The sequence below is a fragment of the Aureispira sp. CCB-QB1 genome, from assembly GCF_000724545.1.
Taxonomy (GTDB): domain Bacteria; phylum Bacteroidota; class Bacteroidia; order Chitinophagales; family Saprospiraceae; genus Aureispira.
Window position 1 is genome coordinate 195,685 of record NZ_JHBV01000008.1, and the last position, 26,027, is coordinate 221,711.

27 protein-coding genes are annotated in these 26,027 nt (G+C 32.5%); 19 read left to right on the top strand and 8 right to left on the bottom strand.

The genetic code is table 11. From position 1 onward, the window contains the following. The first annotated feature begins 162 nt into the window (after positions 1 to 162). The 5 genes from CG11_RS03915 to CG11_RS03935 all read left to right on the top strand — a co-directional run bounded on the left by CG11_RS03915 (position 163) and on the right by CG11_RS03935 (position 4,575). Positions 163 to 618: a hypothetical protein gene (locus tag CG11_RS03915; protein WP_052593346.1), complete on the top strand. Its 456-nt coding sequence runs from the start codon at positions 163 to 165 to the stop codon at positions 616 to 618. A gap of 92 nt (positions 619 to 710) precedes the next feature. Next, positions 711 to 1,289 (top strand): hypothetical protein, encoded by a 579-nt coding sequence (locus tag CG11_RS03920; RefSeq protein WP_052593348.1) that lies wholly within the window; start codon positions 711 to 713, stop codon positions 1,287 to 1,289. 67 nt (positions 1,290 to 1,356) lie between these two features. Next, positions 1,357 to 2,397: a two-component regulator propeller domain-containing protein gene (locus CG11_RS03925; RefSeq protein ID WP_052593351.1), complete on the top strand. Its 1,041-nt coding sequence runs from the start codon at positions 1,357 to 1,359 to the stop codon at positions 2,395 to 2,397. A 13-nt stretch (positions 2,398 to 2,410) separates the two neighbouring features. Then, complete coding sequence (locus CG11_RS03930) at positions 2,411 to 3,520, top strand: DUF6544 family protein (RefSeq protein ID WP_052593352.1); 1,110 nt, start codon at positions 2,411 to 2,413, stop codon at positions 3,518 to 3,520. A 125-nt stretch (positions 3,521 to 3,645) separates the two neighbouring features. Beyond that, positions 3,646 to 4,575, top strand: a complete 930-nt coding sequence (locus CG11_RS03935; RefSeq protein WP_052593354.1) for a DUF5655 domain-containing protein — start codon at positions 3,646 to 3,648, stop codon at positions 4,573 to 4,575. A 96-nt stretch (positions 4,576 to 4,671) separates the two neighbouring features. Here CG11_RS03935 and CG11_RS03940 read toward each other — a convergent pair whose 3' ends face one another. Continuing rightward, a complete protein-coding gene (locus tag CG11_RS03940) occupies positions 4,672 to 8,262 on the bottom strand; it encodes a polysaccharide lyase family 8 super-sandwich domain-containing protein (RefSeq protein WP_052593356.1) in 3,591 nt (1,196 codons plus the stop codon). A gap of 929 nt (positions 8,263 to 9,191) precedes the next feature. On the opposite strand from CG11_RS03940, the gene CG11_RS03945 reads away from it, so the two are divergent. From CG11_RS03945 to CG11_RS31035, 3 genes are all read left to right on the top strand, one after another. Continuing rightward, positions 9,192 to 9,836 (top strand): hypothetical protein, encoded by a 645-nt coding sequence (locus tag CG11_RS03945; protein ID WP_197043777.1) that lies wholly within the window; start codon positions 9,192 to 9,194, stop codon positions 9,834 to 9,836. 87 nt (positions 9,837 to 9,923) lie between these two features. Further along, a complete protein-coding gene (locus CG11_RS03950) occupies positions 9,924 to 10,751 on the top strand; it encodes a hypothetical protein (RefSeq protein WP_052593358.1) in 828 nt (275 codons plus the stop codon). 59 nt (positions 10,752 to 10,810) lie between these two features. After that, entirely contained in the window at positions 10,811 to 11,053 is a 243-nt protein-coding gene (locus tag CG11_RS31035) for a hypothetical protein (RefSeq protein WP_368667154.1), read from the top strand. Here the strand turns inward: CG11_RS31035 and CG11_RS03955 are convergent. Next, positions 11,045 to 11,605 carry a hypothetical protein gene (locus CG11_RS03955; protein WP_052593360.1) on the bottom strand — a complete coding sequence of 187 codons (561 nt, stop codon included), beginning with the start codon at positions 11,603 to 11,605 and terminating at the stop codon, positions 11,045 to 11,047. The two genes, CG11_RS31035 and CG11_RS03955, sit on opposite strands and share 9 nt — an antisense overlap. Positions 11,606 to 12,120: 515 nt before the next feature. Between CG11_RS03955 and CG11_RS03960 the strand changes: the two genes are divergently transcribed. From CG11_RS03960 to CG11_RS03990, 5 genes are all read left to right on the top strand, one after another. Beyond that, on the top strand, positions 12,121 to 13,017 hold the full coding sequence (locus CG11_RS03960; protein WP_081909450.1) for a T9SS type A sorting domain-containing protein: 897 nt from the start codon (positions 12,121 to 12,123) through the stop codon (positions 13,015 to 13,017). Positions 13,018 to 13,237: 220 nt separating this feature from the next. Then, entirely contained in the window at positions 13,238 to 13,942 is a 705-nt protein-coding gene (locus CG11_RS03965) for a hypothetical protein (protein ID WP_052593364.1), read from the top strand. An 89-nt stretch (positions 13,943 to 14,031) separates the two neighbouring features. Further along, on the top strand, positions 14,032 to 14,688 hold the full coding sequence (locus CG11_RS03970; protein WP_052593366.1) for a GldM family protein: 657 nt from the start codon (positions 14,032 to 14,034) through the stop codon (positions 14,686 to 14,688). A 202-nt stretch (positions 14,689 to 14,890) separates the two neighbouring features. Continuing rightward, positions 14,891 to 15,601 (top strand): leucine-rich repeat domain-containing protein, encoded by a 711-nt coding sequence (locus tag CG11_RS03975; RefSeq protein ID WP_052593368.1) that lies wholly within the window; start codon positions 14,891 to 14,893, stop codon positions 15,599 to 15,601. Positions 15,602 to 16,662: 1,061 nt separating this feature from the next. Further along, a complete protein-coding gene (locus CG11_RS03990) occupies positions 16,663 to 17,307 on the top strand; it encodes a hypothetical protein (protein WP_052593374.1) in 645 nt (214 codons plus the stop codon). 124 nt (positions 17,308 to 17,431) lie between these two features. Here CG11_RS03990 and CG11_RS03995 read toward each other — a convergent pair whose 3' ends face one another. The 6 genes from CG11_RS03995 to CG11_RS04015 all read right to left on the bottom strand — a co-directional run bounded on the left by CG11_RS03995 (position 17,432) and on the right by CG11_RS04015 (position 20,421). Continuing rightward, a complete protein-coding gene (locus CG11_RS03995) occupies positions 17,432 to 18,418 on the bottom strand; it encodes a T9SS type A sorting domain-containing protein (RefSeq protein ID WP_081909451.1) in 987 nt (328 codons plus the stop codon). Positions 18,419 to 18,617: 199 nt separating this feature from the next. Next, positions 18,618 to 18,788, bottom strand: a complete 171-nt coding sequence (locus tag CG11_RS30095; protein WP_156039648.1) for a hypothetical protein — start codon at positions 18,786 to 18,788, stop codon at positions 18,618 to 18,620. A 54-nt stretch (positions 18,789 to 18,842) separates the two neighbouring features. Further along, complete coding sequence (locus CG11_RS04000) at positions 18,843 to 19,235, bottom strand: hypothetical protein (protein WP_052593378.1); 393 nt, start codon at positions 19,233 to 19,235, stop codon at positions 18,843 to 18,845. Between the two features lie 2 nt (positions 19,236 to 19,237). After that, positions 19,238 to 19,831 carry an N-acetylmuramoyl-L-alanine amidase gene (locus tag CG11_RS04005; RefSeq protein WP_052593379.1) on the bottom strand — a complete coding sequence of 198 codons (594 nt, stop codon included), beginning with the start codon at positions 19,829 to 19,831 and terminating at the stop codon, positions 19,238 to 19,240. A 46-nt stretch (positions 19,832 to 19,877) separates the two neighbouring features. Then, positions 19,878 to 20,090 carry a helix-turn-helix domain-containing protein gene (locus CG11_RS04010; protein WP_052593381.1) on the bottom strand — a complete coding sequence of 71 codons (213 nt, stop codon included), beginning with the start codon at positions 20,088 to 20,090 and terminating at the stop codon, positions 19,878 to 19,880. A 58-nt stretch (positions 20,091 to 20,148) separates the two neighbouring features. Then, a complete protein-coding gene (locus tag CG11_RS04015) occupies positions 20,149 to 20,421 on the bottom strand; it encodes a hypothetical protein (RefSeq protein ID WP_052593383.1) in 273 nt (90 codons plus the stop codon). Between the two features lie 608 nt (positions 20,422 to 21,029). On the opposite strand from CG11_RS04015, the gene CG11_RS04020 reads away from it, so the two are divergent. The 6 genes from CG11_RS04020 (at position 21,030) to CG11_RS04045 (ending at position 25,787) form a co-directional block, all read left to right on the top strand. After that, positions 21,030 to 21,398, top strand: coding sequence for a helix-turn-helix domain-containing protein (locus CG11_RS04020; protein ID WP_052593384.1), 369 nt, complete (start codon positions 21,030 to 21,032; stop codon positions 21,396 to 21,398). A gap of 178 nt (positions 21,399 to 21,576) precedes the next feature. Further along, the gene (locus CG11_RS04025; RefSeq protein ID WP_052593386.1) at positions 21,577 to 22,395 is read left to right on the top strand and encodes a DUF5675 family protein; all 819 of its coding nucleotides are present in this window, start codon (positions 21,577 to 21,579) and stop codon (positions 22,393 to 22,395) included. A gap of 184 nt (positions 22,396 to 22,579) precedes the next feature. Beyond that, on the top strand, positions 22,580 to 23,389 hold the full coding sequence (locus tag CG11_RS04030) for a pentapeptide repeat-containing protein (RefSeq protein ID WP_052593388.1): 810 nt from the start codon (positions 22,580 to 22,582) through the stop codon (positions 23,387 to 23,389). Between the two features lies 1 nt (position 23,390). Beyond that, the gene (locus CG11_RS04035) at positions 23,391 to 24,029 is read left to right on the top strand and encodes a nucleotidyltransferase domain-containing protein (protein WP_052593390.1); all 639 of its coding nucleotides are present in this window, start codon (positions 23,391 to 23,393) and stop codon (positions 24,027 to 24,029) included. Continuing rightward, positions 24,022 to 24,330, top strand: coding sequence for a hypothetical protein (locus CG11_RS04040; RefSeq protein WP_052593392.1), 309 nt, complete (start codon positions 24,022 to 24,024; stop codon positions 24,328 to 24,330). The genes CG11_RS04035 and CG11_RS04040 overlap by 8 nt, the downstream gene beginning before the upstream one ends. A 215-nt stretch (positions 24,331 to 24,545) precedes the next feature. After that, entirely contained in the window at positions 24,546 to 25,787 is a 1,242-nt protein-coding gene (locus tag CG11_RS04045; RefSeq protein ID WP_052593394.1) for a HEPN domain-containing protein, read from the top strand. The last annotated feature ends 240 nt before the right edge of the window (positions 25,788 to 26,027 follow it).

Below are 26,027 nucleotides of genomic sequence, written 5' to 3' on the forward strand. Positions count from 1 at the left end.
TAGCACAACTGTAGGTCATATTAGCGTGTGAATGAGAACTCCTTTTTAATTCCTCCATATAAAATTTCTTTGGGTCTTGGGGCAAAGCTCAAAAAAATATATATTTATCGCACAATCACGCTTTTTAGGAAAATAGATTCTCAAACGAAAAAAAACAACATTATGAAAAAAGTAGTAGGATTGATTTTAACAATAACCTTAACTTTTTCTTGTGCTTCTAATGATAACAATTCTACCCCAAAACAGGAAGTTCCAACTAAAACCACCTATAAAGATGAAAAATTCAAAGAAATAAGTAGTGATAATTTAAATCAATTATTAACCCATAAACAAGAGGTTTTATCTGCCAAAGAAGTCATGATACTGTTTTACCCCAAAGAAGTAAACTCTAGTGAGGGAAATGAAAAAATAGAAATCTCAGAAAAAACTATTGGCAATGGGAATGTGATAGTGACTTTAATTCATGATAATTTGCTAGATGATTCCATAAAAGCAGAGAAATATATCATGGAGCTAACTAAAAGAAATGATAAATGGATTGTTCTTTCTATAAAGAAAAATTGGAAATGTTGGGACTCTAGAGGGCATTCTAGTTGGGGAACAGAATTATGTAGTTAATTTTGATTAATTCCCCTAAAAGATTTTTGCTGTAATATGGTACTTTTTTTGTATTGGGTAGAGAAAATTAATCTATAAAATCATTCCCAATTATGCAGCACATCAAACTTATATTCATATTTTACATTTTTGTATTATCTAGCGCTAAATCTCAGATTATAGATTCCAACACACTATATATCAACAATCTCAATGATACTATTTTTTTAGCCCCAATTGTTCCTCATTCATTTTGTGTTTATGAAAAAATTGAAATTATTGATTCAATACAAATCAATGGAATAGGAGCAAAAGAAGTCGTTATATACCGCAAATGCTCAGCAGATGTACAGAAAGAGGGAGGTACATTCAGTATCCGTGAAAAAGTTAAAATTGGGAAAATTGAAGTTTGGGATGTAGACGCAAAAGAACTCTTATTTGAAGGTACTACTTCATTAGACAAACAATATTTTTATTCCGATGCCTACCAGAATTCTCCTAATTCAGAAGGCTTTTGTGCTTACCAATATAGTTTTAAAATCAATTCAAAGGGTATTATAAATATAAAAAAAGAGCTAGTAGAATCCAATCCTGAATATGACGATACAACAAAAAATTATTGCCCTTCTAATTTGAAAGAGGGAATATACCACTATACGAAGAATGGATATGAAAAAAAACAGAGTAATTAAGTCTCTGATTATGCCTTCAAGTCCTTAAATAAAGCATAACTTCATTGCAAAGTGAACAATCATCCAAATGAAATTTTTATTGCCTACAATACTGTTGCTTTTATTTGCTTTTTGTAGCGGACAAAAAAACAAACCTACTCAAATAACAGATCCCAAAATTTACACAGATGCTGATATTATTACAAGTAGTTTGTTAGACAAGAATGGGAATTTATGGTTTGGAACATCAACTGAAGGGCTTTATAAGTATTGTAATGGGAAATTTTCAAATTTTAATATCAAAAATGGTCTCTGTACAAACCAAATATGGAGCATAATTGAAGATAACAAAGGGCACATTTGGTTGGCAACCAATAAAGGCTTGTGCCAATACAATGGCAAAACATTTACTCCCATCTCCCTTCCTCCTATCAACACGGACAGCGATTGGTATAAAAACATCTACCCAACTGTAAATCCCAATCAAGCTAGTTCGATGGTTCAAGATAAGAATGGAATATTCTGGATTGGCACCTCGGGTATTGGAGCCTACAAGTACGATGGAAAAACATTTGAAAATATTTTGGCTAACAAAGGCAGAAAATATGAAGATAACCTTCATCACAACGTTGTGCAAAGCATTATAAAAGATAACAATAATCATATTTGGTTTGCTTCAATGAGCAATGGAGGTATTGTTCGTTTTAATGGGGAGACATCGAAAGATTTCAAAAAAGCGGATGGATTAAGTGATAATATGGTTCGTTGCCTCTACCAAGATCGAGAAGGAAATATTTGGATAGGAACAAATGGAAATCGAAATGGCGGATTGGATAAATTTGATGGTACTAGTTTTACTAATTTTAATCAAAATGATGGCTTGTGCAGTAATAATATTGCTGTCATCTTTCAAAGCAGCGATGGCAAAATATGGTTGGGTAGCGATAGAGAAACACTTTGTTATTATGAGAATGGGAGTTTCAAAACATTTGACAGGTTAACAGGAGTTTCTATAAGAACAATCTTAGAAGATAAAAATGGTCATCTATGGTTTGGTGGTAGAAAAGGAAATTTGTGGAAATATGATGGAATGCAATTGACTGACTTAACCCAATTAAAAAATAAATAAAAAGTAGCACTAAATGATGCGAATAGTTTTAATCATATTAATTGGAATTCATGGGCTTATCCATTTATTTGGATTTCTAAAAGCATTTAACCTATCTGAATTTAATGCGATTACACACCCCATTTCAAAGACTTTTGGAGTGCTTTGGCTATTGGCATTTCTTCTATTTTCCATTACACTCATTTTATATTTTTTCCGCCCCAATTACTGGTGGTTAAGCGGATTTTTTTCTGTGACTATTTCGCAACTTTTAATTTTCAACTATTGGTCTGATGCAAAATTTGGGACAATAGCCAATCTAATTATTTTATTTGCAGCTATTGTAGCTAATTCGTATCTCCGTTTTGAGAATCAACTTAAAGAAGAAAGAAATGTTCTTTATCAAAGCGCACATCCCAAAAATCTAGAGATTATTGATAAGCAATCATTCAATAACTTACCACTAATAATTCAAAAATGGTTAAGCAATAGTGGCGTAATTGGCAAGCAGGATGTTTCTAATGTGTATCTAACTCAAGAATTATTGTTAAAACTAAAACCTGAACAAAAAAATTGGAGCACAGGAAAAGCAGAGCAATATTTCACAGTCTATCCACCTGCTTTTAGTTGGAATATTAGCACAGAAATGAATTCAATATTAAATGTAGTAGGGCGAGATAAATTTAAGGATGGCAAAGGTGAGATGTTAATTAAACTCCTTTCAATGATCCCTGTTGCCAATGCAAAACATGACAAAAAGGTCGACCAAGCAACATTGCAGCGTTATTTGGCTGAAATTGTTTGGTTTCCTTCTGCATCTTTGAGCCAATATATAAAATGGGAAGCGATAAACGACTACTCAGCAAGGGCTACAATGGAATATGATGGAACGAAAGGTACAGGTGAATTTCACTTTGATGCAAATGGAAATTTTGAAAAATTTGTAACCATGCGTTACCGAGATCCAAAAGATAAAGTACCGACTCAATGGACAGTAATTGCCACTAAAACTAAAGAAATAAATGGAATAAAAATACCCGTTGAATGTGAGGCTAGTTGGGAACTAGAAGGCAGCGAATGGACTTGGTTGAAATTAAAAATAACGGATATTCGGTACAATGTAAACGCAATGCCTATCCATTAATAAGCAATAAAAAATATAAATACTAGAATCTACGGTTTTACTCTAAGAAAGGCTTATATTCAGCGACCACAATCTTTATCCAAAAGATACGCGACCAATTAGTTTCTACAAAAAACAAACACAAAATGCCATTATTCAAAATAATTGAAAACGGTAACCTTGAAAATATTAAGGAACATCCTTTTAAACTGGAAAAAGATATTCAGACCTTAACCGAAAACAATTTACAATCAATTTTTGGACTTGAATTCGTAAAATCAGAATTTAGTTTAAACAATTTTAGAATTGATACATTGGCTTTTGACAAGGAAGCTGGAACTTTTGTAATTATTGAGTACAAGCGAGATAAAAATTTTAGTGTCATTGACCAAGGCTACGCCTATCTATCGTTGATGCTAAACAACAAGGCTGATTTTATTTTAGAATTTAATGAAAGCGGTAAAGGGACTTTACGAAGAAAAGACGTTGACTGGTCGCAATCAAGAGTAATTTTTATTTCACCATCCTTTACAACTTACCAAAAAGAGGCGATTAATTTTAAAGACTTACCCATTGAATTATGGGAGATAAAAAGATACAACAATAAGACAATAACCTACAACCAAATAAAGACTTCGGGAGCTCAAGAAAGTATTAAGACCATCTCAAGCAAAGATGCCGTTGTCGACCAAGTCAATAAAGAAGTAAAGGTTTATACCGAACAAGATCACTTGGAAGGGGCTAATTCTGAAATTAAAGAGATGTATCATGCCTTAAAAGAGCGAATAATTAATTTAGATGATAACGTTTCTCCTCATCCAAAGAAAAAAACGATTGGCTTCAAGATCGAGAATCAAATATTTTGTGATTTTGTAATCCAAAGTAAAGCACTTAAAATATACCTCAATCTAAAAAGTGGAGATTTGATGGATGCAAAGAATATCTCAAGAGATGTTTCTAGTGTAGGACATTGGGGAAATGGGTCTTATGAAATAAAAGTCCAAGATTTGGATGATATAGAATATTTGCTAAGCCTTATAAAGCAATCTATTAGAAAAAACAAAAACGATAGTTAGCAAAATACAATAGTTGGGAGGAGTATTAGATGAATAACAGAGGCACTAAATACCGTGCCTCTGCCTAGGAAATAAGAATTCTACAAATAGTAATAATTAGATTTTCTCTAACTTGAATGTTTTTAAATAGCCATTTTCGTCCAACAATCGTAGCCAATAAACTCCTGCGGGAAGTGTTGATAACTCAATTATAGCTTTTGTTATTCCAGTCTGGAGTTTCTTTTCCCAAAGCATCTTTCCTACAGCATCATATAATTGCAAGAGAGCCTGTTGGTTCAATTTTTCAAAAACAATTACAGAATTCCCCGTAGTTGGGTTAGGCAACACCTCCACATTCCCCCACACATCATCAAACTCTATTGCCCGAATATCTGAATATTCAAAAGCGCCGTTCTTATCAATCATTTTTAAGCGATAATAATTAACACCAGCTGTTGGGTTTTCGTGCACATATAAATATTGGTTATTTGTAGAAAATAGTTGATTGTTTTCCGTAGTCACCGTTCCTATTTTTGAAAAGCTTAATGTTTTCTCATTGCTCCATTCTACCTCAAAATGGCTTCTATCCAAATTAGCATTTGTTTCCCATGTTATTTCTGAGGTCATCTCTTTTTCTCCTTTTTGAACATTGAACAACAATAGTTCTAAAGGTAAAACGGCAACATTCATCCTCGGTACAGTTAAGGTAATTGGAGCACCAGCATAAACAAGTTCTTGATATCCATAAATCAATTCATCGCCAGTATTGGGCAGATTGATCACAATCCTACTTCCTCCATTCGCTAATGCTGTAACAATAGCCACTTCTCCTGCAATGGTATCAAATCCATGAATCTCCGTATGATAGGTACCTGGCATTAGATTTAGCGAAACTTCTAGTTCTATTGAAGAATTATTAATATCATGCATAGGATCACTTACTGTCAATTGAATGTCATTTACCCCCTCTTTTTCGAGAATTAATGCCGCCTTATTGGCACGAATCCAAGTACTTTGCGTATTGTCTAAAAATGCAGTATCGGCTGCGTAGAAGGCTACCTCTGCCACCTTATTGGCATGATTGTATACAGCATGACATCTCCCCTCTTTTATTTCAATATAATTGTCTGCCAAATATTGATTCATAATGAATGGCATGCTATCTTTTACAACATCTCCCACTAATACATAATGGTAGCCATTGAGCGTTGTCTGATTAGGTGTCGTTCCGTGCCCTATGGCTATAATAAAATTATCACTAGCCCCACCTAATGTTGGATTAATATGCGTCCCCGTTTTTATCAATAAATCTTGATTCGTTTTCGGAAAGATTAGGTATCCCTTATTATCATGGTGCAACCAAGTCGGTCCCGTCATAGTTAACGTCAGATTATGACTAGCAGTATGTGGCAAACTAACTTCTGGAGCACTATTAACAGAGTAATAAATGGTTGTATCCTGCTTAGACTGGTCTACACAAGTAACTATTTCTAAACCTTGTCCAGCACTCTTTCTCAATATATTTGAACCTATTGCTGTTCCCCAACCATTCACCATATGATAGGACTTATTAGCCTTGGCTATAGCGTAAGAAGGAACATTTCCACTAGTAATGTTAAAGCCAAGATCTGACATTCCAGGAGCTGGATCATACAAGTGTGCGGCCATTGCTTGTTCCCCGTCTGCAACAACGCCAGAATGAGCACTAAGCCCTGGTCCTGCCAATGAAGCACGTCCAGTCGGCATAGCATCCGTTCGCCACTCCTCTGTAACCCCTGGTAAGATGTGCCAATCGTATTCATCTAACACTGCTTTAGTGTATTCTGCCCCATCTACTCTTAGCTGAAAAACACCACTACCAGCATGCCAAGAACGTCTTATAGATCCAAAATCTTCTGCACCTGCAGATCGAGTTGATTTTTGGCGAACAGAGAAAAAGAAGTTTTTCATATTATTTTCTCTCCTGTGCACTAAATAATGAGCATTCCAAAAAGCTACAGAACTGTTTTGCTGTTGTGAGTTGTTATTTAAGGCATTTTTTAAAGCAACTAAAACGGCTTCATTTTGAATCACTGTTGAAGGCAGTTTATTAGCAATTAATTTGTTGGATTGAGCAACTATTTTTCCAATTGTAAACCCTCTCATATCAGAACTAAAGCTCCTACCTGCTACAACATAATCCAACTGTTGCTTGTAAATTATATGCGGATAAGTGTACTTAATAAGATCCGTAAAAAACTGATAGGTTGAATTTCCAAAGGGATAAGGAGTTTCTTTAAAATATTCAATTGCATAATTGGTTAGGGAAGCCCATTCGAATCCATATGCAAATAAAGCTACATCAGAAGCCCCATAAGCACTATGATGGGTAATTGTCCCATCAGGATGAAATCCTGATTGTGCATATTGGTAAGTTTTGCAGTAAATTTTAGTACACCAGTGTCTCAGATCCAAAATAATGCCTCTTGGACTCCATCCTTTGGACAAAGTTAAGCCTGCAAAAGGAGTTCCATTATTCCAATCATCATACCAATAAGGAACATACGTCATAGGACGATTGTAATCTGCCCAAATAACTCCCATCGCCATTAAAGAACGCATTCGGTGGTGAATATTGGCATCAGCCCAAGCCCCTTCATTCCGACTCGTATCAGCAATATCACGCCATCGGCTATTATTAATCATCGCACGACGAGTAGGCACCAAAGAAAGATAATGTTGATAGAATCGGTAAATGGACTCTTGCAAAGCAATAGCATCAGGATTATTATTATGAATATCAGCAATTACATGATCCATCACTTGTACTAAAGGAGCTCCTAAGGCATCAACCAATACCCATTGATGCGTTGTTGTACCTACACTCAATCTCCCGTGACTAAACCTCAAGCCATGATAACCATCTCCAATTGCACTCCCTATAGGATTGCTAATATCATCTCCAAATATCGGCAAATAGTTCATATAATAACGAGCTGCCTTATAAATCGCTTGCCGAAGACTTGCTGATTGATAATGAGTTGAGTTTTGATTGGCATAGGCATAGCCCATCGCTCCGATATGCTTTGCCATATCCTTCAGTTTGTTATCCAAACCTGAGGTATTTTCAGGGAGCGCACTATACAAATTATTAACGGAAGTAATCATCCCATTGTTTAAGTTAACCTCTGTAATTAAGGATTGTATGGCAACATCGCTCAACGTAAACCGCCCATAAAGTCGGCTATTACTAATTGTTTCTGCTTTGTAATACTCAAATAGTTTTTCCCACGTTGTTGTATCTACAATATGCACTGTAATTTGTTGAGAAGCTAAAACTTGTTGGTTGTTTTTTAAGGAAATAGTTAGGTTATAACTTGTTGGTAAAGTCGGAGTTGTCTGACCGTTTTTTATAGAAAGCTCCCCTATCAATAAGCCTTGCATTTTTCCAACAGTATCCCATTTGTTAGTTAAATCAAAAAGCCCTGAAGGGTCGGTGGTCAGCTCAAAATTATATCCAACAGGAACAGGTGTCACCAATACGTCTTTGTTTCTCTTTAAATGTATTTTACCTGTTACAACACTACCTGCAGGAGAGCTAGTTTTAATATCAAAATAATCTGCAAAAATCACTTCTTGACTGTATCCAGAACAAGCCAATAGTACAAAAAATAGAATCCCTATATTTCTTTTTGGCCAAAGAAAAAGTATACACGATTTCAGTCTCATAGTATGTATGTTTGTGTGTTAATGAATTAGTTATAAATAAATTATTATAGTTCATCTTATTAGGAGTCAAAAAAACATCCCTACAACATTCACAAAACACCTAGTCATACCCTGCTTTTGCACAAAAGAAACAAGCTGGATAAAACAATCTATTTTTAATCACTCCATTCAGGAAGATTTATGTCATTTTTTATCATTGAAACTAAATACTTATGCTTTTCACAACTCAATAATTAAAACCGTTTTATTTTATGAGCTCCTCTAACTTTGAAACAACCGCTTCTCAAAGTGTACAATAAATAAAACTATTGCTCATTTCTACTAATTTATCTTTAGTACGAAATAAGCACTTTTAATTTTCACTAAGTCTACATTATATACCTTACTATAGAACACAAAACAATGGAAAAAGAAGCTCTTTTGTTGCTTCTCGTGTTAAAGCATTTGCCAATAACATGGAGTTAAATCATCGAGGGGGAAATTTTAATTGCTTTGTTTTGCCGTTCTTTTGATTGATTATTGGCAAGATTTTGATGTGTTTAACAAAAAACAAGTTTTTTGTTTTTATCAATATACTCAAAGCTACAATTTTTTTCTGTAAATCATAGATTTAAGGCGACAAAAGACAATGATTATCATAACTCTTTCGCAAAGAGAATAATGATTGCTGATCAAGGTGCAGATCAGTAATCCCATCTGAAATTTAATATAAAAGATACTACACAAAATCGTACAAAAGTAAGCTATCAAACTTGCTTTCAAGCATTTTATAGTGTATTTTTAGAATTCTCTTTTACTAAAAATAGAGGGCTATTTATTTGTTTTTAGGGCTTTACGAAAGAGGAGCTTTTTTTATTCTAATTATTGAAAATTGCATCTGCAAAAATTAAATCTATTTTCCTTGTATATACTTAATTTAAGTGATAAGTTTGATAGCACAATTGAGCAAAATCAATGAATTTTTTAAAGTCAAAAAACACGTTATGGAATTTTTCGCTAAAATAAAATGGACTGTAAGTATTCTTTTGGTCTTCTTCATTGTACTCATTACGAACTTGATCGATCGAAACAACTTTAATCGATTAAGTTACTCCGTCACTACTATATACGAAGATAGACTTGTTGCAAGTGATTTGCTCTTTGAGATGTCAAAAATTATTCAAGAAAAAGAAATTGCAGTTATAACCTTAGACACCATTTTTTTTACAAAACAAAATGATAAATACAGTCAGGAGTTAAACCAACTAATAGGGAAATATGCTCTTACTAAATTGACTCAAAAAGAGAAGTTTATTTTCCAACTACTACAAGAAGAAATTACAGTTCTCAATCAAAAAGAGAAGTCCTTTGATAATGTAGCAAACAATGAGCTTTTTAAAAGTATCCAAAAAATTGATCAACATTTATATGACTTGTCAAAAATTCAATTGCAGGAAGGAAGACGGCAAGTTTTTATTAGCGAAAAAGCCAAAGGTATCATTAATCTTTTTACTCAAAGTGAAATTATTTTCTTAGTTATCATGGCTGTACTAATTCAGGTTATTATTTTATACAAACCTAAAGAAGGAGAATAAAAACTTTCTATTATGGACGAGAAACAAAAGCACTAAATGATGTCATATTTTAGCAATCATTAATATTATAATCCATAAAAACATAAAATGAAAATTACAGAAATACAACATACCTGTGATAATTTTTTTTTTAATGGAGATGCTACTTCTCCCGAAAATTATGTAATAATAAATGATCATTTTGAAGTATTCAGAAATGGTAGAATCATCCAGTTAGACTCTGAGTGTTCATTGGGTTTTCCTATTCTAAAAGTAATTTCTCCTGAACAGTTCATATTAGTCGATGCCGAAAAACCATATACATCCAAAAATGAAGAACCTAATGCTTGGATAATTAATAATTCTGGCAAAGTTGAAAAAGAATTAAACTTGGGTAGTGTACATAAGATAGTCGCAACCAAAAATTATATTATTTGCTCGTATACAGATGCTCAACTATTCACAAATTTTAAATATGCTCAAAATGGGCTTGTAGTTTTTGACAAAAACGGTCAAAGTCAATTTGAATACTATAGAGATGTAGATTTATCTAAAAATCCTCGCTGGCTTGAGAACTATGCTTTTTTAAAGAAAAATGAAACTACTATCTATTATTTTCCTTTTGATCTTTCAGCAATCGTTGAATTTAGTTTAGTCGATTTTTCTTCTAAGGTTCTCTTCTATCTTCCTCAAATAAATGGTTTCCCATTTTTACCTAAAGCCTTTTCTAAAAAAGGAGATGATTGGTATTTCATCATTCCTGAAAAAGAACAAGACAATTCAAAAGTTTTAAAACTAGACACAAAAAATAACTTAGAAGAAATTGGGACGTGTTGCTTTTCTCACTTCCCCAAAGGAATGATTGGAGGGAAATTTTTTGTTCCATTTTCTGGAGGACTAGGAAGTCAGAAAAAATGCCAATTTATTGAGGTCTAGATTTTTTTCTTTATCATCATCAGATCTGACCAAGACAATGCATATTTTAGAATGTATTTATTGAGCGGCTCTGGTGGTCGGTTAAATATGAAAATGCTTATATTTATGAGTACAAAGATGGAAAAGCACTTTATCTAGGTTTGGAGAAGTACTTCCAATACTATAATTTTGAACGTAGACATGCTGGCATAGACCATCATTTGCCAAGCAACCGATATTTTTCTTCCAAAAACACCCCTCTTTTTTATGAGGGCGATTTGCAAGAAAAATATCTACAGAATATTCATTACAAATCAGCTTAAACGGGTCCTAAGGATAGGGTACTCCGCACACTTACCTGTATTAAACTTATGGGGAATCAACCTAGTTACTCCTAACGCTTCAAATTTGTGCGATGTTGCTTTTTGATCTATAGTTAAATAAACAATTTTATGCTCTCTAGTAGTATAAAATATAGACGAATGGCGACGACTTTTAGCATTATTATTTTCATAATCCAAATCCATCTGGATTGCGTAAAAATTTTTATCAAGTTTTTCTATACCAACTCCATCTAACTTATATCCTTCCATTTCAATTATCAAAACATCCTCTATATTAGCACTAGGTTTATAAACCTTCACCATTTCAAGTTCAATCTTAAGCTCATATTCAAGAAAATTATTTTTAGATTTAGAAATTTCTAAATTCCATTCAATCATTTTTGAAGGAAAATGACTTAATCGAATCCCCTTATCACATTGAGCAATTATCATTACTGGGAGAAGGAAAAACAATGACAATAACAAAATCCTGCCCATAATTTGTGCTTGTTGGTTATTATTGATAAATAAAGTAAAAAATGTATTATTCATTAGTTCTTGTTTTTCATTAGCATTATAAAAATCAGATTTTTATAGTACATCATTTTTTTTTTATTTGGAGGTTTTGATTTCCGAAAGTTATCGTGTTTTAGCCATTCATATATTTACAGTAAGGGTCGTTTCACTTAGTTTAGCTAGATCGCTTCTTTTATAATAATCTTAGAATTCTTAATAAAAGACCTAAAATTATACAGATAAATTGCGTATACCGTTAAGTTATATAGTTTGGGCATACAACTTGTAGCCTACGAAATCAAGCGATAGACAAGGACAAAACTTCAGAACAATAAACCAATTTCTTTGAGTAATCATTCAGAAAATTTCGGGCAATTTCTGTTCCGCTAAAAACTGAGTGTATGTGCCTATTTTAAAGGGCTTACGAAGAAGGCATTTTTTAAATTATGACTGTTAGAGTGGAATCTTCATTAAAAATAGTGTATATTTAACTAATACTAATGTTTAACACCACTTCATGTGTGTAAATACTTTACAAAAAACTCCAATTAATGAAAAAGTGTAATTATTGCTTCCCAAAGTCTATTCTATTGTTTTCTTTGCTTCTATTCTCGTATTCTATTTTTGCCCAGTCATACGAAAAAACTTTAATCCCTCAAAAAAAATGGACTGTTAGACATACAACCCATCACGGTGGACTGTCGAGTTTTTGGGATGAGTTCCAAGTTTTAAACTGTGATACCGTTATTAACTCCAAACATTATTATCATCTTTATAACGCTAATAACATCTCAAGTGGTCTATATGGTTATCTGCGAGAAGACACCATAAATAAAAAAATATATTTCATGGCTCCTAGTAGCACAACGGAAACACTTTTTATTGACTACTCTTTAAACGTTGGAGATAGTATCTATTATACTGGTTTTGATACTCCTGCCTACACCAAAGTAGTACATATTGACACCATGTTTATTGCTCAAAAGAACAGACGAGTACTACATTTTGAAGGATATGGTTCGGGCAATCATTATTTAAAGTTCGTAGAAGGAGTTGGAGATTATTATAGAGGTTTAAATATGAATTCTAGCTCTTCTGTTGTCGCTGGATATAAATACGTTAGCCAAGTTAATTCAAATACAAATATTACTTGCGATAGTATTCAATCATTAACTAATGTTACCAATATAGAACCAATTTCATCAACAAGCGAAATAAAAATTAAACATTATCCTATTCCTGTTACTCAAAACTTGACAATAGAAGTAGAAAATCCTAAAAAATCCCTTTATCAAATAGAGGTATACAATCTTATTGGGGAATTACTATTGGAAAAGAAAATTTCGCCTAACGACACGTTAAATCTTGAAACACTAGATGCAGGTCTTTATATTTTAGTTCTTGAAAATTCCCAAACATTCAAAATAGTAAAGCAACATCAGAAATAGAAAAGTGAGAGTGGAGATTGTCAAAAAATGGACTCCAAGTTCTTTGACAATCTCCATAGCTTGCAAAGAATTGAGATAAAAAATTATCCCTTCCGCACCAAAAAAGTAATAATTTAAAGAGCTAATAAAGTAAAAAAGAAAATAAATTAAGTTTATTAAAACATACCATTATCCAGCATAAATGTGAACATTACTTCATTAAAGAAAAATACCTCATTCTGTGAAAATATTGATTCCTCTACTATCAATCTTTGTTATATTTTCATCTTGCTCTCTAAAAAAATGGGTTTTTCTTAATGAAAAGAAATTTTGTGTTCAAGAATGTACAAATTTCTATGATGAAATACCAGTAAACGAAACTGCTTATTTTGACGAAGATAAATTAGACTATTGTTCTCCTTTTATTTTTAAGGCAGATTCTATTATATATCAAAAAGATACAGTTTTTAATTTTATCAGAAATATCCAATTGCAAAAGCTATTAATCAAAACTAAATTTAAATTTCATGAGTTTGTTGGGTTTGCAGGATCCTATGCTGGAGTTAGTAAAAATAAAATTTCTTTTCCTATATACATCTCAAATAAAATAGACTCTACTATCCATAAAAAACTCAGAACTTGGATAATAACAGAACAAAAAGCCCCTTTCATAGAAGTGATATCTAAAGGAAGTAACAGGTTCTTTAAAATTTATGAAAAAGATTGGGATATCTATATTTTAAAAAATTATGCTCTTTTTATCAATTCTAAAAATCTACCATATAGAGAAAATGGAGCTATTAGTTGTGGCATTACCAGAGGAAGAATGTCTTTCTATCTAGAAGGACTAACCATTTTTGAACCTCTTTCTAAATTATATTTAAAAGCAAGTCAGTTTCAAAATGCAGTTTTAAATAAGGAAGATGTTTTAAAACTCTATAAATAAAAACGCAATGATCCGTAGAATTATAATAAATAGTTTATTCTCTAGAATTAGTTCTAAAAACACAAAAAATTAAACTAAGAAAAACCTTCATGAAAATAATTATTTCAATCCTAGCATTTATATGCTTTCTAAATACTGTTCAGTCTCAAAATTTGGTTCAAATTCAAAAAGCTCACGATTGGTTATTTGTAAACTTCAATAATCGTCTCTACCTGCACTCTAAAAAAATTCCTATCAATAAGATAAAATTAAACGCTTATGGTTGTGAAATAAAAAATCTAAAGCCCGATGGTTCATTTATCCTCTGCCCCAAAAGAAAAGGAAAAATTGCTCTGGAAGTTTACCAAAAAGAAAATAATGACTCTAGATTAATTCAGGAAAACTTCTTCACAGTAAAAGACCTTCCTCAACCTATTGCTCACTTAGGAAGCTTAGGAAAATTGAATGAAAAACACGAAATGAAATCAGGGCAATTTAAAGCTTCAAAAAAAATTATCGTTGAACTTATAAATTACGATTTCGATATACAGTTTACTATAGAAAGTTATACCATTGCTATCATCCGAAAAAACAAACTTGTCTACTTTAAAGATTGTGAAGGGGCAGCACTAAACATGGAAGAAATTTCAAAACACATAAAAGTGAGTGAAAGAATCTTAATCACAAATATTAAATTTAAATCTCAATACCACCAATACAAATTAGCAACTCCATTAGATATACAAATAAAAAATAACTGCAACTAATACGGCTATATATAATTATCCCATGTTTGGGGCTAAAGCTAAAAGTTCAAGGCTTTTGTGAGACTACCGCAAAATCGTAGATTTTGCTTTACGATTAGCTATATTTCTGAGCGCACGACTTGTGGTACTTCATATAATATATCAATACGTTATCTACAATTACACATTAATAAAATTAACTTACACACAAAAACAAATAAGCATGTTACAAAATTTAGAATTATGTATCGAAAAACTAAATACAGACCATAATAAAGCAATTGGAGAAGCAATTAAGAACGAGACTCTTGATTCTTGGTGGGAAGATCCAACTTTAAAAGAAAAGCTAGAAGCCATTACAATATTAGAACTATGCAATATGGAAATAGAAATATTACCAGCCTCAATAGATCGTTTCATTAATTTAGATTCTTTTTATATTAACTCAAACTCACTAACTGAATTGCCAGATTCTATTGGTAACTTGAAACAGTTAGAAGGATTATTCTTACCAGGTAATCAATTAGAAAAATTACCAGAATCCATTGGTAAATTAACGAATTTGATAGGCTTAGATCTTTCTGAAAATAAATTGAAAGAATTACCAGAATCTATTGGGGATTTATCTAACCTAGAAGAATTAAATTTAGAAGACAATGAATTAACCCAATTACCTGACACTATTGGAAATTTAATAAATTTATCTAGTCGTTTGGTGCTCAATAATAATCAATTGAAAAAATTACCAAAGTCCATCGGAAATTTAGTTAATCTATATGAATTAAGTTTAAGAGAGAATCAACTAAAAGATCTTCCTGAATCTATCGAAAAAATGGAAGAATTAAGTGTTTTAGACCTTGAAAGTAATCTAATAGAGGAAAGTGTTTTAGATAAAGTGAGAATGGCTTTCCCTGATTGTGAAATATACAGTTAATAAAAAACTGAACAAAAGTTGTTCCTAGTTAAAACTGATTTAATGATAAAGGCAACAATAGCATGGTTCAGTTTAGTGGAACGCTTTTTTAAGAGAATAGAATCTTCGCTCTAGTATCAATAGTTTCTATTTTGTATATCTATTTCATTCGTATCTAAAACTATTATTCCATATTACTAAACTAAATATATATGCTCATGGTACATTCCTCGAACAGCGAAAAAGGAGTGAACGCATGTGCACCACCACAAAATCAATTTAAATTAAATATTGTGACAGAAAAAGAGAAAAATGATTATAGAAAAGCCTTAGTACCTAACTCAAATAAAAGTTTCGATTCTGAATTCATAAGAACAACCAATCTTGAGCGAACAATTATTGATAAGTATGGATTTGAAGGGCTTCGACTTCTCTTTGAGAATAGAAATAGTGCCAATTATTATAAACTAAGTCAATTTTCGAATAACTCCCCTTGGACTCATTTAAACAATAAAAATTTAAGTGAGTTTATTGATTCAAATTTTGTTCTTGTACATTCCCTATTCACCATTGGAATAAAGTCTTTGAATTGCCACTCACGCAATTGATAGAGAACTATTCTACTGGAATGAAAAAGAAACTGGTTACTCCGACCAAAGCAATGGATAAATAATCTAGTTTGATCTCAAACACAATTTCGTTTGGAACTAGTATAAAAAATAGGGTTTAGTTTTTCATCGTAGAGGGTTTTTAGGGTTTGTTTTTGGTTGCTTTGTTTGTTGTTACAAAGATGAGACAAAAAGTATCACAAAAGCGAGTTTTTAGGCCTGTTTCAGGGCGTTTTGTGGCGTGTTTCGAGCAATTACGTCTATTAGCTGTTGCACTGAAAACTGGGGTGTATATGCCTGTTTTCAGTGGCTTACAAAGAAAGGTTTTTTTGAATTACGGGGGTAGTTGTTTTATATTTTGTAAAAATATTTATATTGTTACTTTTAGAAAATAATACATAGTTAATCTATTCCTTTTATAAGGAAAAAAACACATTGTGTTTAGCGAATAGTTGTGGTGCATTTAAAAAGACAATGAAACTTACATTAATCATAATATTGACAGCCTTGTTTTTCAGTTGCAATTCAGGTCAAAAAAATGACGTAGAACAGAAACCTGAAAAGACAAAAGTTGAAGTTCAAAATCCGAAGAAAAAGGAATTTTCGACTGAAAACACGACAGAAAAACAAACAGACATATTTTGCGATACTACCAAATTTCCAGACTATCAGGAAAACTTGGAAGAAATACATAAAGAACTATCCAATACCAAATTCCAAGATATTAAGGCAAAGGAATTTATTGACAATGCTTGTTCCAAAGACAGCCTTTTTTGTGGAGATATTAACAGAAAGATTTCAAAGTCTTACAAGTTTGATGATGAATGGTCATTGACTTTGGTTGGCTATGTTTTGCACCAAATAACAGGAATGGAAGAAAATTCAGCAAGCTTTTTCGTGTTAACAATCAATAGAAAAGAACAAGTTTGGTTTTCGGACATTCTTTCAGACTTAATGGGTGAAATAGAAGTCAGCTTGAAAGGATTTGAAGATAAAGACAAACAAGTAAGAGTTTGGGGGGAAATCTATCCCTATTTTGAACCTGATTATGGAAAATTTGAATTGACAATAAAAAACGGGACAGGATTTTATGAATATGAATGTCATGCTGAACATTGAAAAATAAAAAACGACACCACAACAAGGTGTATAGTGCATATCCTACGGGATACGCACCATACACAGACCATTGTATTCAACCAATTTTCGACGTTTTTTGGCTTCCAACTAATCGACAAAAGAACTAATTACCTTCTTTTATTATTTTCTTACTGATAATAGTTCCTTCATTGCCTATTAACTTCAAAAAATAAATCCCATCCAACAAATCATTTAGTGAAACAGAAATTAGCTCAAAATTCTGTTCAAAATTATCATTCATCAATAAAATTCGACCAGTAATATCGCAGACTTCAAGATGTTTAAGCTCAAACGATTCAGAGAGATCCTCAATTAAAATCTCACTAGAAGTAGGATTAGGATAAACCTTAATTTCTTTTTCAATTACCTTGGTAACAGCTGTTCCTACACTTGGATTAAAAACATATGTAATCCCTGCATTGGGCGAGCCATCTATAAAAGTATAATTGGGGACGCACGAATTATAAAACGAATACGATGGTAAATTCGCGGATCCTTGAAGACCAAGCATATCATTACAAGTATCATATAAAAACTTAACACTCAAAGTCTGAGTTCCTGGCGATTGACCAAAGGACTCTCTGTTGAATTGATTTGGACCAAAGCGAATTTCGATATGATTGTCGCTTTCAAATAGCCAAATTTGATAGTCTATGAAGTCAGCTGGATTGGGATTGGGAACAGTTTGAGGAAATCCTGCATTTTTCCATTCAATTTTTAAAATTTGATTTCCTGCTGTCCCAGAAATCTCATACCCAATTGGAGACTGTGAAGAGGATGTCCCCTTATCTGTAAGAAAATAGCCTCCAAAAGGAGAATGAACAACAAATAACTGCTTATTTCCTAAACCTGGAAAATGCAGACCACCTCCAGCGTAGACATTAAGAGCTGTAAAGTTCTGCCCATAAATATCAAAATCAAAGTTGAAAAAAATTTGATATGTTGTTGCATCTGTCCACATTGCTCCCTGATTTAGAGAAATAGGATTACTTAAATCCTGATAAGTATTCATTGTTGTTGTTACTGTGTATTGTGCTATAGTAGTGTAGCTAATTAAAAGGCATAATAATGCCAAGATGTGAGTTTTCATCGTTTTGAAGAATTTAGTAAATTACAACTCGTGGGGAACAAGTTAGTCTTACACAATAATAGTTCATATTTAGTGCATTAGCAAGTCCAACAGAATAAAAATAAAAAAGGCAGAAATACAACAATGCGTATATTACACAGCGCATATCATGCGGCACATGATATACGCCAGCGTTAAATAACTAAATACAGAAGTAAAATTACTTCTTATCAAATCCAAACAACCGAACCCCAACATTAACAGAATGCACATTCTGCAACAAATCATAATCATAACCAACCGCCCAACCCTTTGCACTCACAAACTGCAAACCAAGCCGAATACTAGAAAATTGATTCACATTGCCACCAACGCCACCCGTTAGCAGCAATGTACTAACGGGCGTTGGAACAGGCTTTAAAACCTCTATTTTCTTAGTGATAAGTTACGGTACTTTCAATTTGTAATCCAAGGCATTACTTAAAAGGTTTCCTTTTACCGTAGATTCATAGTATAGCGTCAAATTCTCGTCCTCTATACTATCCCTGTATAAGTTCGCCTTTTCGTGCTTAGAAGTATCAATTTTAGCGGTTGGAACGCTGCGCCCTGTACTGTCTACATAAACAATAATAGGCTTTGGGGTGGGCTGCCTTGGCATTTGTATAATAATGGGCGGTGGTGGTGTCGTGTCAATGGATATAATTCTTTCTTGAGGTGGTGCTGTTGGCTCTGTTGAAAAGCGAACGTTTATTATATCCGAGAGCAAATAAAAGGTACTAAGCGCAAGGTTTGCAATAAGCAAAATATACAGCAATCTATTTTTGTTTTGACTCGTCATGGTTAAGAATGGTATTTAATAAAGTTTTCGATAATATCCACCACATAAGCGGCAGCTCTGTCTCTTCCCTCACTCGATAGCAAGTACTTTTTACATTCCTCGTAATTGTCCATAAAGAACAGCTCCAAGATAATAGCAGGGTTATCTGTCTTGGCAAGTATATCCCAATTCTTGCGCTTAATCCCTCGAAATTTACTTTCGGGAAAATGCTTTTTAAACAAAGCTTCTGTCCATCTTGCCAAAGCTTTGCTTTTAGAACTGGGTTGTCTAGCGATCCAAGTCTCGCAACCGTGACCACCGCCTGCATTAGAATGCAAGTCAATTAAAAAAGTCCTCTTTTGGCTTTTTTTGTACAAATAATCTGCCCTTGAAATTCGGGTACCCATTCTAATATCTTGCTGTTCGGGTACGAGATCATAAAAAAGAATGCCCTTTCCGGTGAGCTGCTCCATTACACGAGCTTTGATCGCTCGGTTGTATTCCCCCCCGTAGATGGTCGTACCATCCTTAAAAGTGTAGTGTTTGCCCTTGGTTTGGTACACGCCGCCAATCATGCCGCCGTGTTCATTACCAAGGACTCCAATTAGTTGATTCATGGTCTTTAGGAGTTGTTTAAATCGGTTTTGTGTTCGGCTTGAACTTTTAATGCAAATAGGCTTCTAAAAATTTCCATTCTTCGTGGTATTTTCGAACCGTTCTTGGTTTTACGCCTAAGAGAACCGCTGCTTCCTCTGTCGTAATTTTTACCTTTTTTAAAATCGCTACCCTTCGAGCGATCCGCTCATAGGTCTCTTTTGCCTTTCTGTACTGCTCTATTTGCTGTTCTAATTGAATTTTGAGTTCCTCGACCTCCATCGGTCCTCCTTTTTTAATTACTCCCTGTCTGCTATCAAAAGCACACGGAGTACTATTTTTAATACATTAATTGCTTATATTCTCGAGCCGATAAGGCATCGTAACCTAGTTCGTGTTTTTGAACCAATTCTTTTAAATCTCGCCCCAAGATCACCGCCAGTTTTGGAATCGTGTCGTAGGTTAACAAAGTAGGCTTGCGCAAGCGCATTGTCGTCATTCTTGTACTCAAGCCCAATTGTTCGGGCAAGCTCTTAAAATCCGCTGCCGATAGGGTGTTGAAGACAAAGTCATAAAAAGTGTCTGGACGCTCGTTTGTGGTCGCTTTTTTCATTGGTTTACTCAATTTTTTTTATCTGTTTGTTTGGTAATAGACAAAGCTCCGCCGAACCGCCGATTCATTGCAGTTGCTTTACTTTATCCGATCTAATTGGTTTTTGCTCTAGTGAAGAGAATCGAACTCTTTTAGCAGTTGCCACTGCCCTTTTTCCTTGAAACACTAGACGTACACAGTAACAAAACCCTTTGTTTTGCTGTCGTTTAGAAAAATTGGACGCTAGAAGTTTCCTTCTAATTGCCGACGACCATCCCCATAGTGCCAACAATTCTTTGCAGCGCGTCCAACCATTCAACCTCCTTTGACTGAATTTTTTCCCCTTTTTTTTCGCCTTTTTTTAACATTTTGTCTACATTGGTCTACATACGTCTACATGACTGTTAATAAAATGTTAAGACTTTCTTAAAGTGTTTACAGCACTTTCTTACTTTTTTATCCTTAGTTTTTGGCGTGTTTGAATACAATTTTGTTTTTACTCAAAGTGACTTTATTTGTATACTTAATTACTTTAGTTAAACAAAACTATGATTTTGACCTTAAAAAGTCAAATAAAATTTTAACTATTTTAAATTTTTATTTAATAATTATATTAACATAATACATTAATGCCTGTTAATGAACGATTTAAAGAATTAATAAAAGTCTTAAGCTTTACGCCTAACTCATTATCTAAAGAATTAAATGTAACTCAACCTACAATTAAGAAATTGGAGAAAGGAGAAACCTTGCCTAATGCTAAAGTATTAATTCCCCTATTAGAGAGGTACAATGTAAATATCAATTGGTTATTAGGAGGACAAGGTAAAATGTTTCTTGATGGTGAGGAATCAAGCATTGATAAAACAGATTCTTCAAATAGTAGAAACTCAACTTGTACAGATGTAAAGCTGTTGAATGATAAAATTGCTCTACTGGAGCAGTCTATAAAGGACAAAGAAAAACTTATTTCTATGCTTGAGAAAAATCAGAAATAGGAAAGCGAGGGTTCGCTTTTTTTTGCCTTTATGTATGTGTAAAAATTTTATAGAATATTATCTATTTTTTAATAAAGTGCCTAAAACTGTATAGATAGATTGTGTATATAGATCGCTATATGTGCTTGTATATGCAATTGTGTATATGTGGTAGTTAGGCAAAATAAAATCAAAAGAGATGAAATATATTTTAAAATTTATTCTAGTAGCTTTTTTATCAATAAATGCTTCAGCACAACAAAACTTTGACATAAAAATTATTCGTCAATCTGTTTCAAACAATTTAGTAAAAGGGAAGCTATATGTTAATGGAAAATACCTTGGCACTACTTATGAGAATGATGCTTTAAAAATAAATGAAGGAAAGTATTCGGGATATTTAAGATATATCTCTCAAAATGGTCATGTTCAAGGACCGCTTGGAAACATCTCTAATAAAGGAGATTTTTTACTTGAAGTTGGTAATGTCAAGTGGAGTGATGGAAAAGCTCGATCTAACATTTTATTTCATGGAGGTAACAAGCCCCATCATTCGAAGGGGTGCATAATGCTAGGGGGAGTTCCAAGAGATTCAGAGGGTAATAGGTATCTTCCAAAAGACCATACCTTATCAAAATTGAGAAAAGAGTTTTATGGCACTGACACTCCAAATAGTAGTCCAAATAAAAAAATAACTATTGAAATTGTTGATGTTTTTCTATTTGGAGGCAAATGGTCGGTTAAAGATGATGGTGATATTATTCAACTCGTAATTTCTAAATCAGGTTCAACAGTAAGCATAAAGTACAATTGGATTTGGGATGATGGAGAAATTGACAGATATGTAGCAACAAACGTGAAGCTTGTTAACTCCAACAAAATTACATTCAAATTAAATGGAGATGGTGATAATTATAACTGCGAATTACAATTATCATCAGACAAAAAGTCTATTAAATGGAAAATGACTGATGTTTCTGATGGTTATAGTGATTCAACAACATTAAGGAAAAACTGACTTTGCCTAACACTGTATAACAAATCATAGCACCCTTCGGGATGCTACGCTTGTTATACTTACCGTTATGTGCAATACAGCCCTCTCAAAACCCCTTTTTAGAATAACTATTAGCTTGTTTATTCCTTCTCTAAGAGATTTTATACAAAAAAAATTATATATTAGTATAAATAATAGTAAAATCATGCTAAAAGATCTAAATAGAAACTCCATTATTGACCAATATTTTGCACAAGATATTTCAAATCAAAATTTTCAGAAAGCACTATTTAACAGAGTTTCTGCAATAGGAAAGAAATTTACTAATGTAGATTTCCGCTTTTGCATTTTTGAAAATTGTTATTTCAGAAACTGCGCATTTGACTCATGTTTATTTGAAGGTAGTAAATTTAATAACTCCAGTCTTGCAGGCTCCTCTTTCTCTGGTTGCAAATTTGATTACAGCACTTTTAATAAAACATTTGTAGATGACGACATACTTTTAAACAGTTGTCCAGGATTTGAAAATTTAAAGCTAAAGTTTGCTCGCACCCTAAGAACAAACTACCAATCATTAGGAATTAATGAATCTGCGAATAAAGCGATTAAGGTAGAATTAACTGCTACAAAAACTCATTTATATAAATCTTGGAATTCAAATGAGTCTTACTATAGAAAAAAATATTCTGGTTTTAACAGAGTAAAAGCTTTCTTCAAATGGGTCTCTTTTAAAATTCAAGAATTTATATGGGGAAATGGAGAAAGTGTATCTAGATTACTAAGAACTGTCTTAATTCTTGGTATTTTAATGGTTCTATATGATGTTTTTAAATTTCGCGATACAGATCAAATTGATTCATATTGGAGTTCATTAAACCAAATGCCCGAAATATTTTTCAGTATTGAACGACCTTCTCATTACTCAAAATCATATCTAAGTTTGATATACTTCATTAGATTATTCATCTTTAGCCTATTTATGGCTATAATAATTAAACGCTTCAACAAAAGATAGTATGTATATTTATGCTTTTGGTTCTGTCTGTAGAGGAGAAATTGACCCATCCTCAGATATAGACCTATTAGTTGTGATCAACAAAACTGAACAAAACCCATATAGACAGTTCAATATGGAACAATATTCAGTTTATAGTTTTGAAAGATTAAATAAAATTTGGATAGAAGGAAATCCATTCGCATGGCATTTATACACTGAAGCTAAATTTTTATTTTCAGACAATGGTGAAAATCTATTGGAAAATATTCCTCCTCCTTCCCCTTATACAAATGAAGAGAGAGATTGTAAGAAGTTCTACAATCTTTTTCTAGAATCAATGGATTCATTAAAGGAAAATCCTAATTCTCAAATTTTTGACTTATCAATGATTTTTCTAGCCATTAGAAATTTTGCTTCGTGTTACTCATTGGGTGTCTTAAAGCAATATAACTTTTCAAGATTTTCAGCATTAAAGTTAGGAGAAGATTCGCTAAATATTCCTCCCTTAATATTTTCCATTCTTGAAAGAGCAAGAATACTAACAACGAGAGGTATAGGAGAAAAAATAAACACCTCTGAAATCTCTAAAGTAATTAGTCAGGAAATATCACTGAAAAATTGGTTTAGTTCATTAAATAAAAAAATACAATATGTTTGAATTCAATAACAGAATATCTGCTCAACGAGAAATAATTCAACTAATTAATGGTACAACGCAACTAAAGACATCAATATTTGGTCTATCCAGTAAAGCAATACAAAGATGGACTATAGAAAATCAGTTAGATTCATCATCTGAATTAGTAAAAATAATTACGGAGATTTCTGGTAAACTATTTTTCCTAGCCAATAAGAGTCAAGAACAAATTTCCGAATCATATAAAAATCTAAGCGTAGAAATTTCAAGTTTTGTTACTAAACTAAAAGAAGAGCTAAAAAAGTATTCGGAAAAACAATAATTACAGCACATAACAAAGCGCATATGGCTATCCTAGGAAAAAGGCGCAGCGTATGTCTAACACCGCAAAATCACAGATTTTGCTCTAGGGATTAGCCATATTTCGGTTCGCATAACTTGTGGCACTGCATATATTAAGACGTTGGCTGCAACTTCGCTCCCTAAAGATTTTGAGGTAAGCAACACAGAAAAGTGAAATAAATCAATTATCTTGACATGAAATTAGACACTAGTAAAATGAAATTTGAATTTGTTATTATCTGCGTTGATACAACCTCTAATGTTAAAGTAAAAAATGAAACTAACTTTTTACACCTATTACTATCAAATGGAGAACTATGGGATGATGCTGAATTAAAAAATAAAAAAATTCAAGAAAAAAACAATTCGCTTATCTGCCAAATAAAAAAGAAATCTTCTACCTCTGATAATTCAATACCCAACCAAATATCCTATTTAGTTTTTTTGAAGGGTAAATATGAAAAAGTAGCAGCAATTAGAATAAAACTGCTTGAATTTATTTCAGCCCAAAATTTTGACCATACATATGTTATAAAAGATGAAATATCAAAAAATATAGCATGTACATTATATCCTTTAATAAACGAATTAGAAACTTTACTTCGAGGGTATCTAATGAAATTTTTCATCACTAAGCTTGGACCTAAATGGTGGGATATTACTGCCGATAGCGAAATGAAACAAAAAGCTAGATTACGAAAAAAAAATGAACAAGTTTTTTCAAATTATATAGATAACAAAGTATATCTAATTGATTTCGGTGAACTTGGAAAAATGATATATGCCTTATCTTCTGGCTATATAAATAAGAATGATATTATTGATAAACTCATGAATATTGAAGAAAGTATTGACGCAATAAAAGAGCTAAAACAAGAATTACAAAGTAATTATACTAAATATTTTAAAGAAACATTTAAAGACAAACAGTTTCAAAAAAAATGGGAAGATATTGAAAAGCTTCGACACAAAGTAGCTCATAACAACTTATTTACAGAAAAAGACTTAGAAAAAGGTGTCAATGACTGTAATGAGTTAAAGCAAATAATTGAAGAAGCAGATAAAACTATGGATGAGATAGAATTCTCAGAAGAAGAAATAGAAAAAATCACAAAAGATTCTCTTGAAAATATTAATAAACTATATGGTGACTTTCTTTTCTATTGGAAAAGCTTAGTAGTTGAATTAATGCGAATATCCAATAATCACGCTCTAAGTGTTAAACCTCAATCTATACCTGTTCACCGTTTATTGAGAGTAATTCATCAAAAGAAACTATTTTCTAATAGATTATTCGATCAATTAATATTTTTAATGAATTATAGAAACATGATAGTTCACAATCCATCAACGGATTTATTTATGTTAGAAAAAGACTTACCAGAAGCCATTGAATTAATGCTAAAAGTTATTGAGGATCTAAAAAAAATAAAATAACTGTAGCCAACACGGCTATATATAGCCATCCTGCGTCTAAAGTCTAGGACTTTTGTGAGACTGCCGCAAAATCCCAGATTTTGCTTTGGGAAAAGGCTATATTTCGTAGCACATATCTTGCGGCACGTTATATATATGTAGCAACATTACAAAAAAAAAACATGAGTCATCCCGAATTTTCTAAAGCACATTGACAAAATAAAAATGTTAAGATAAAATGGATGGCTTTTCTAAGTCTGT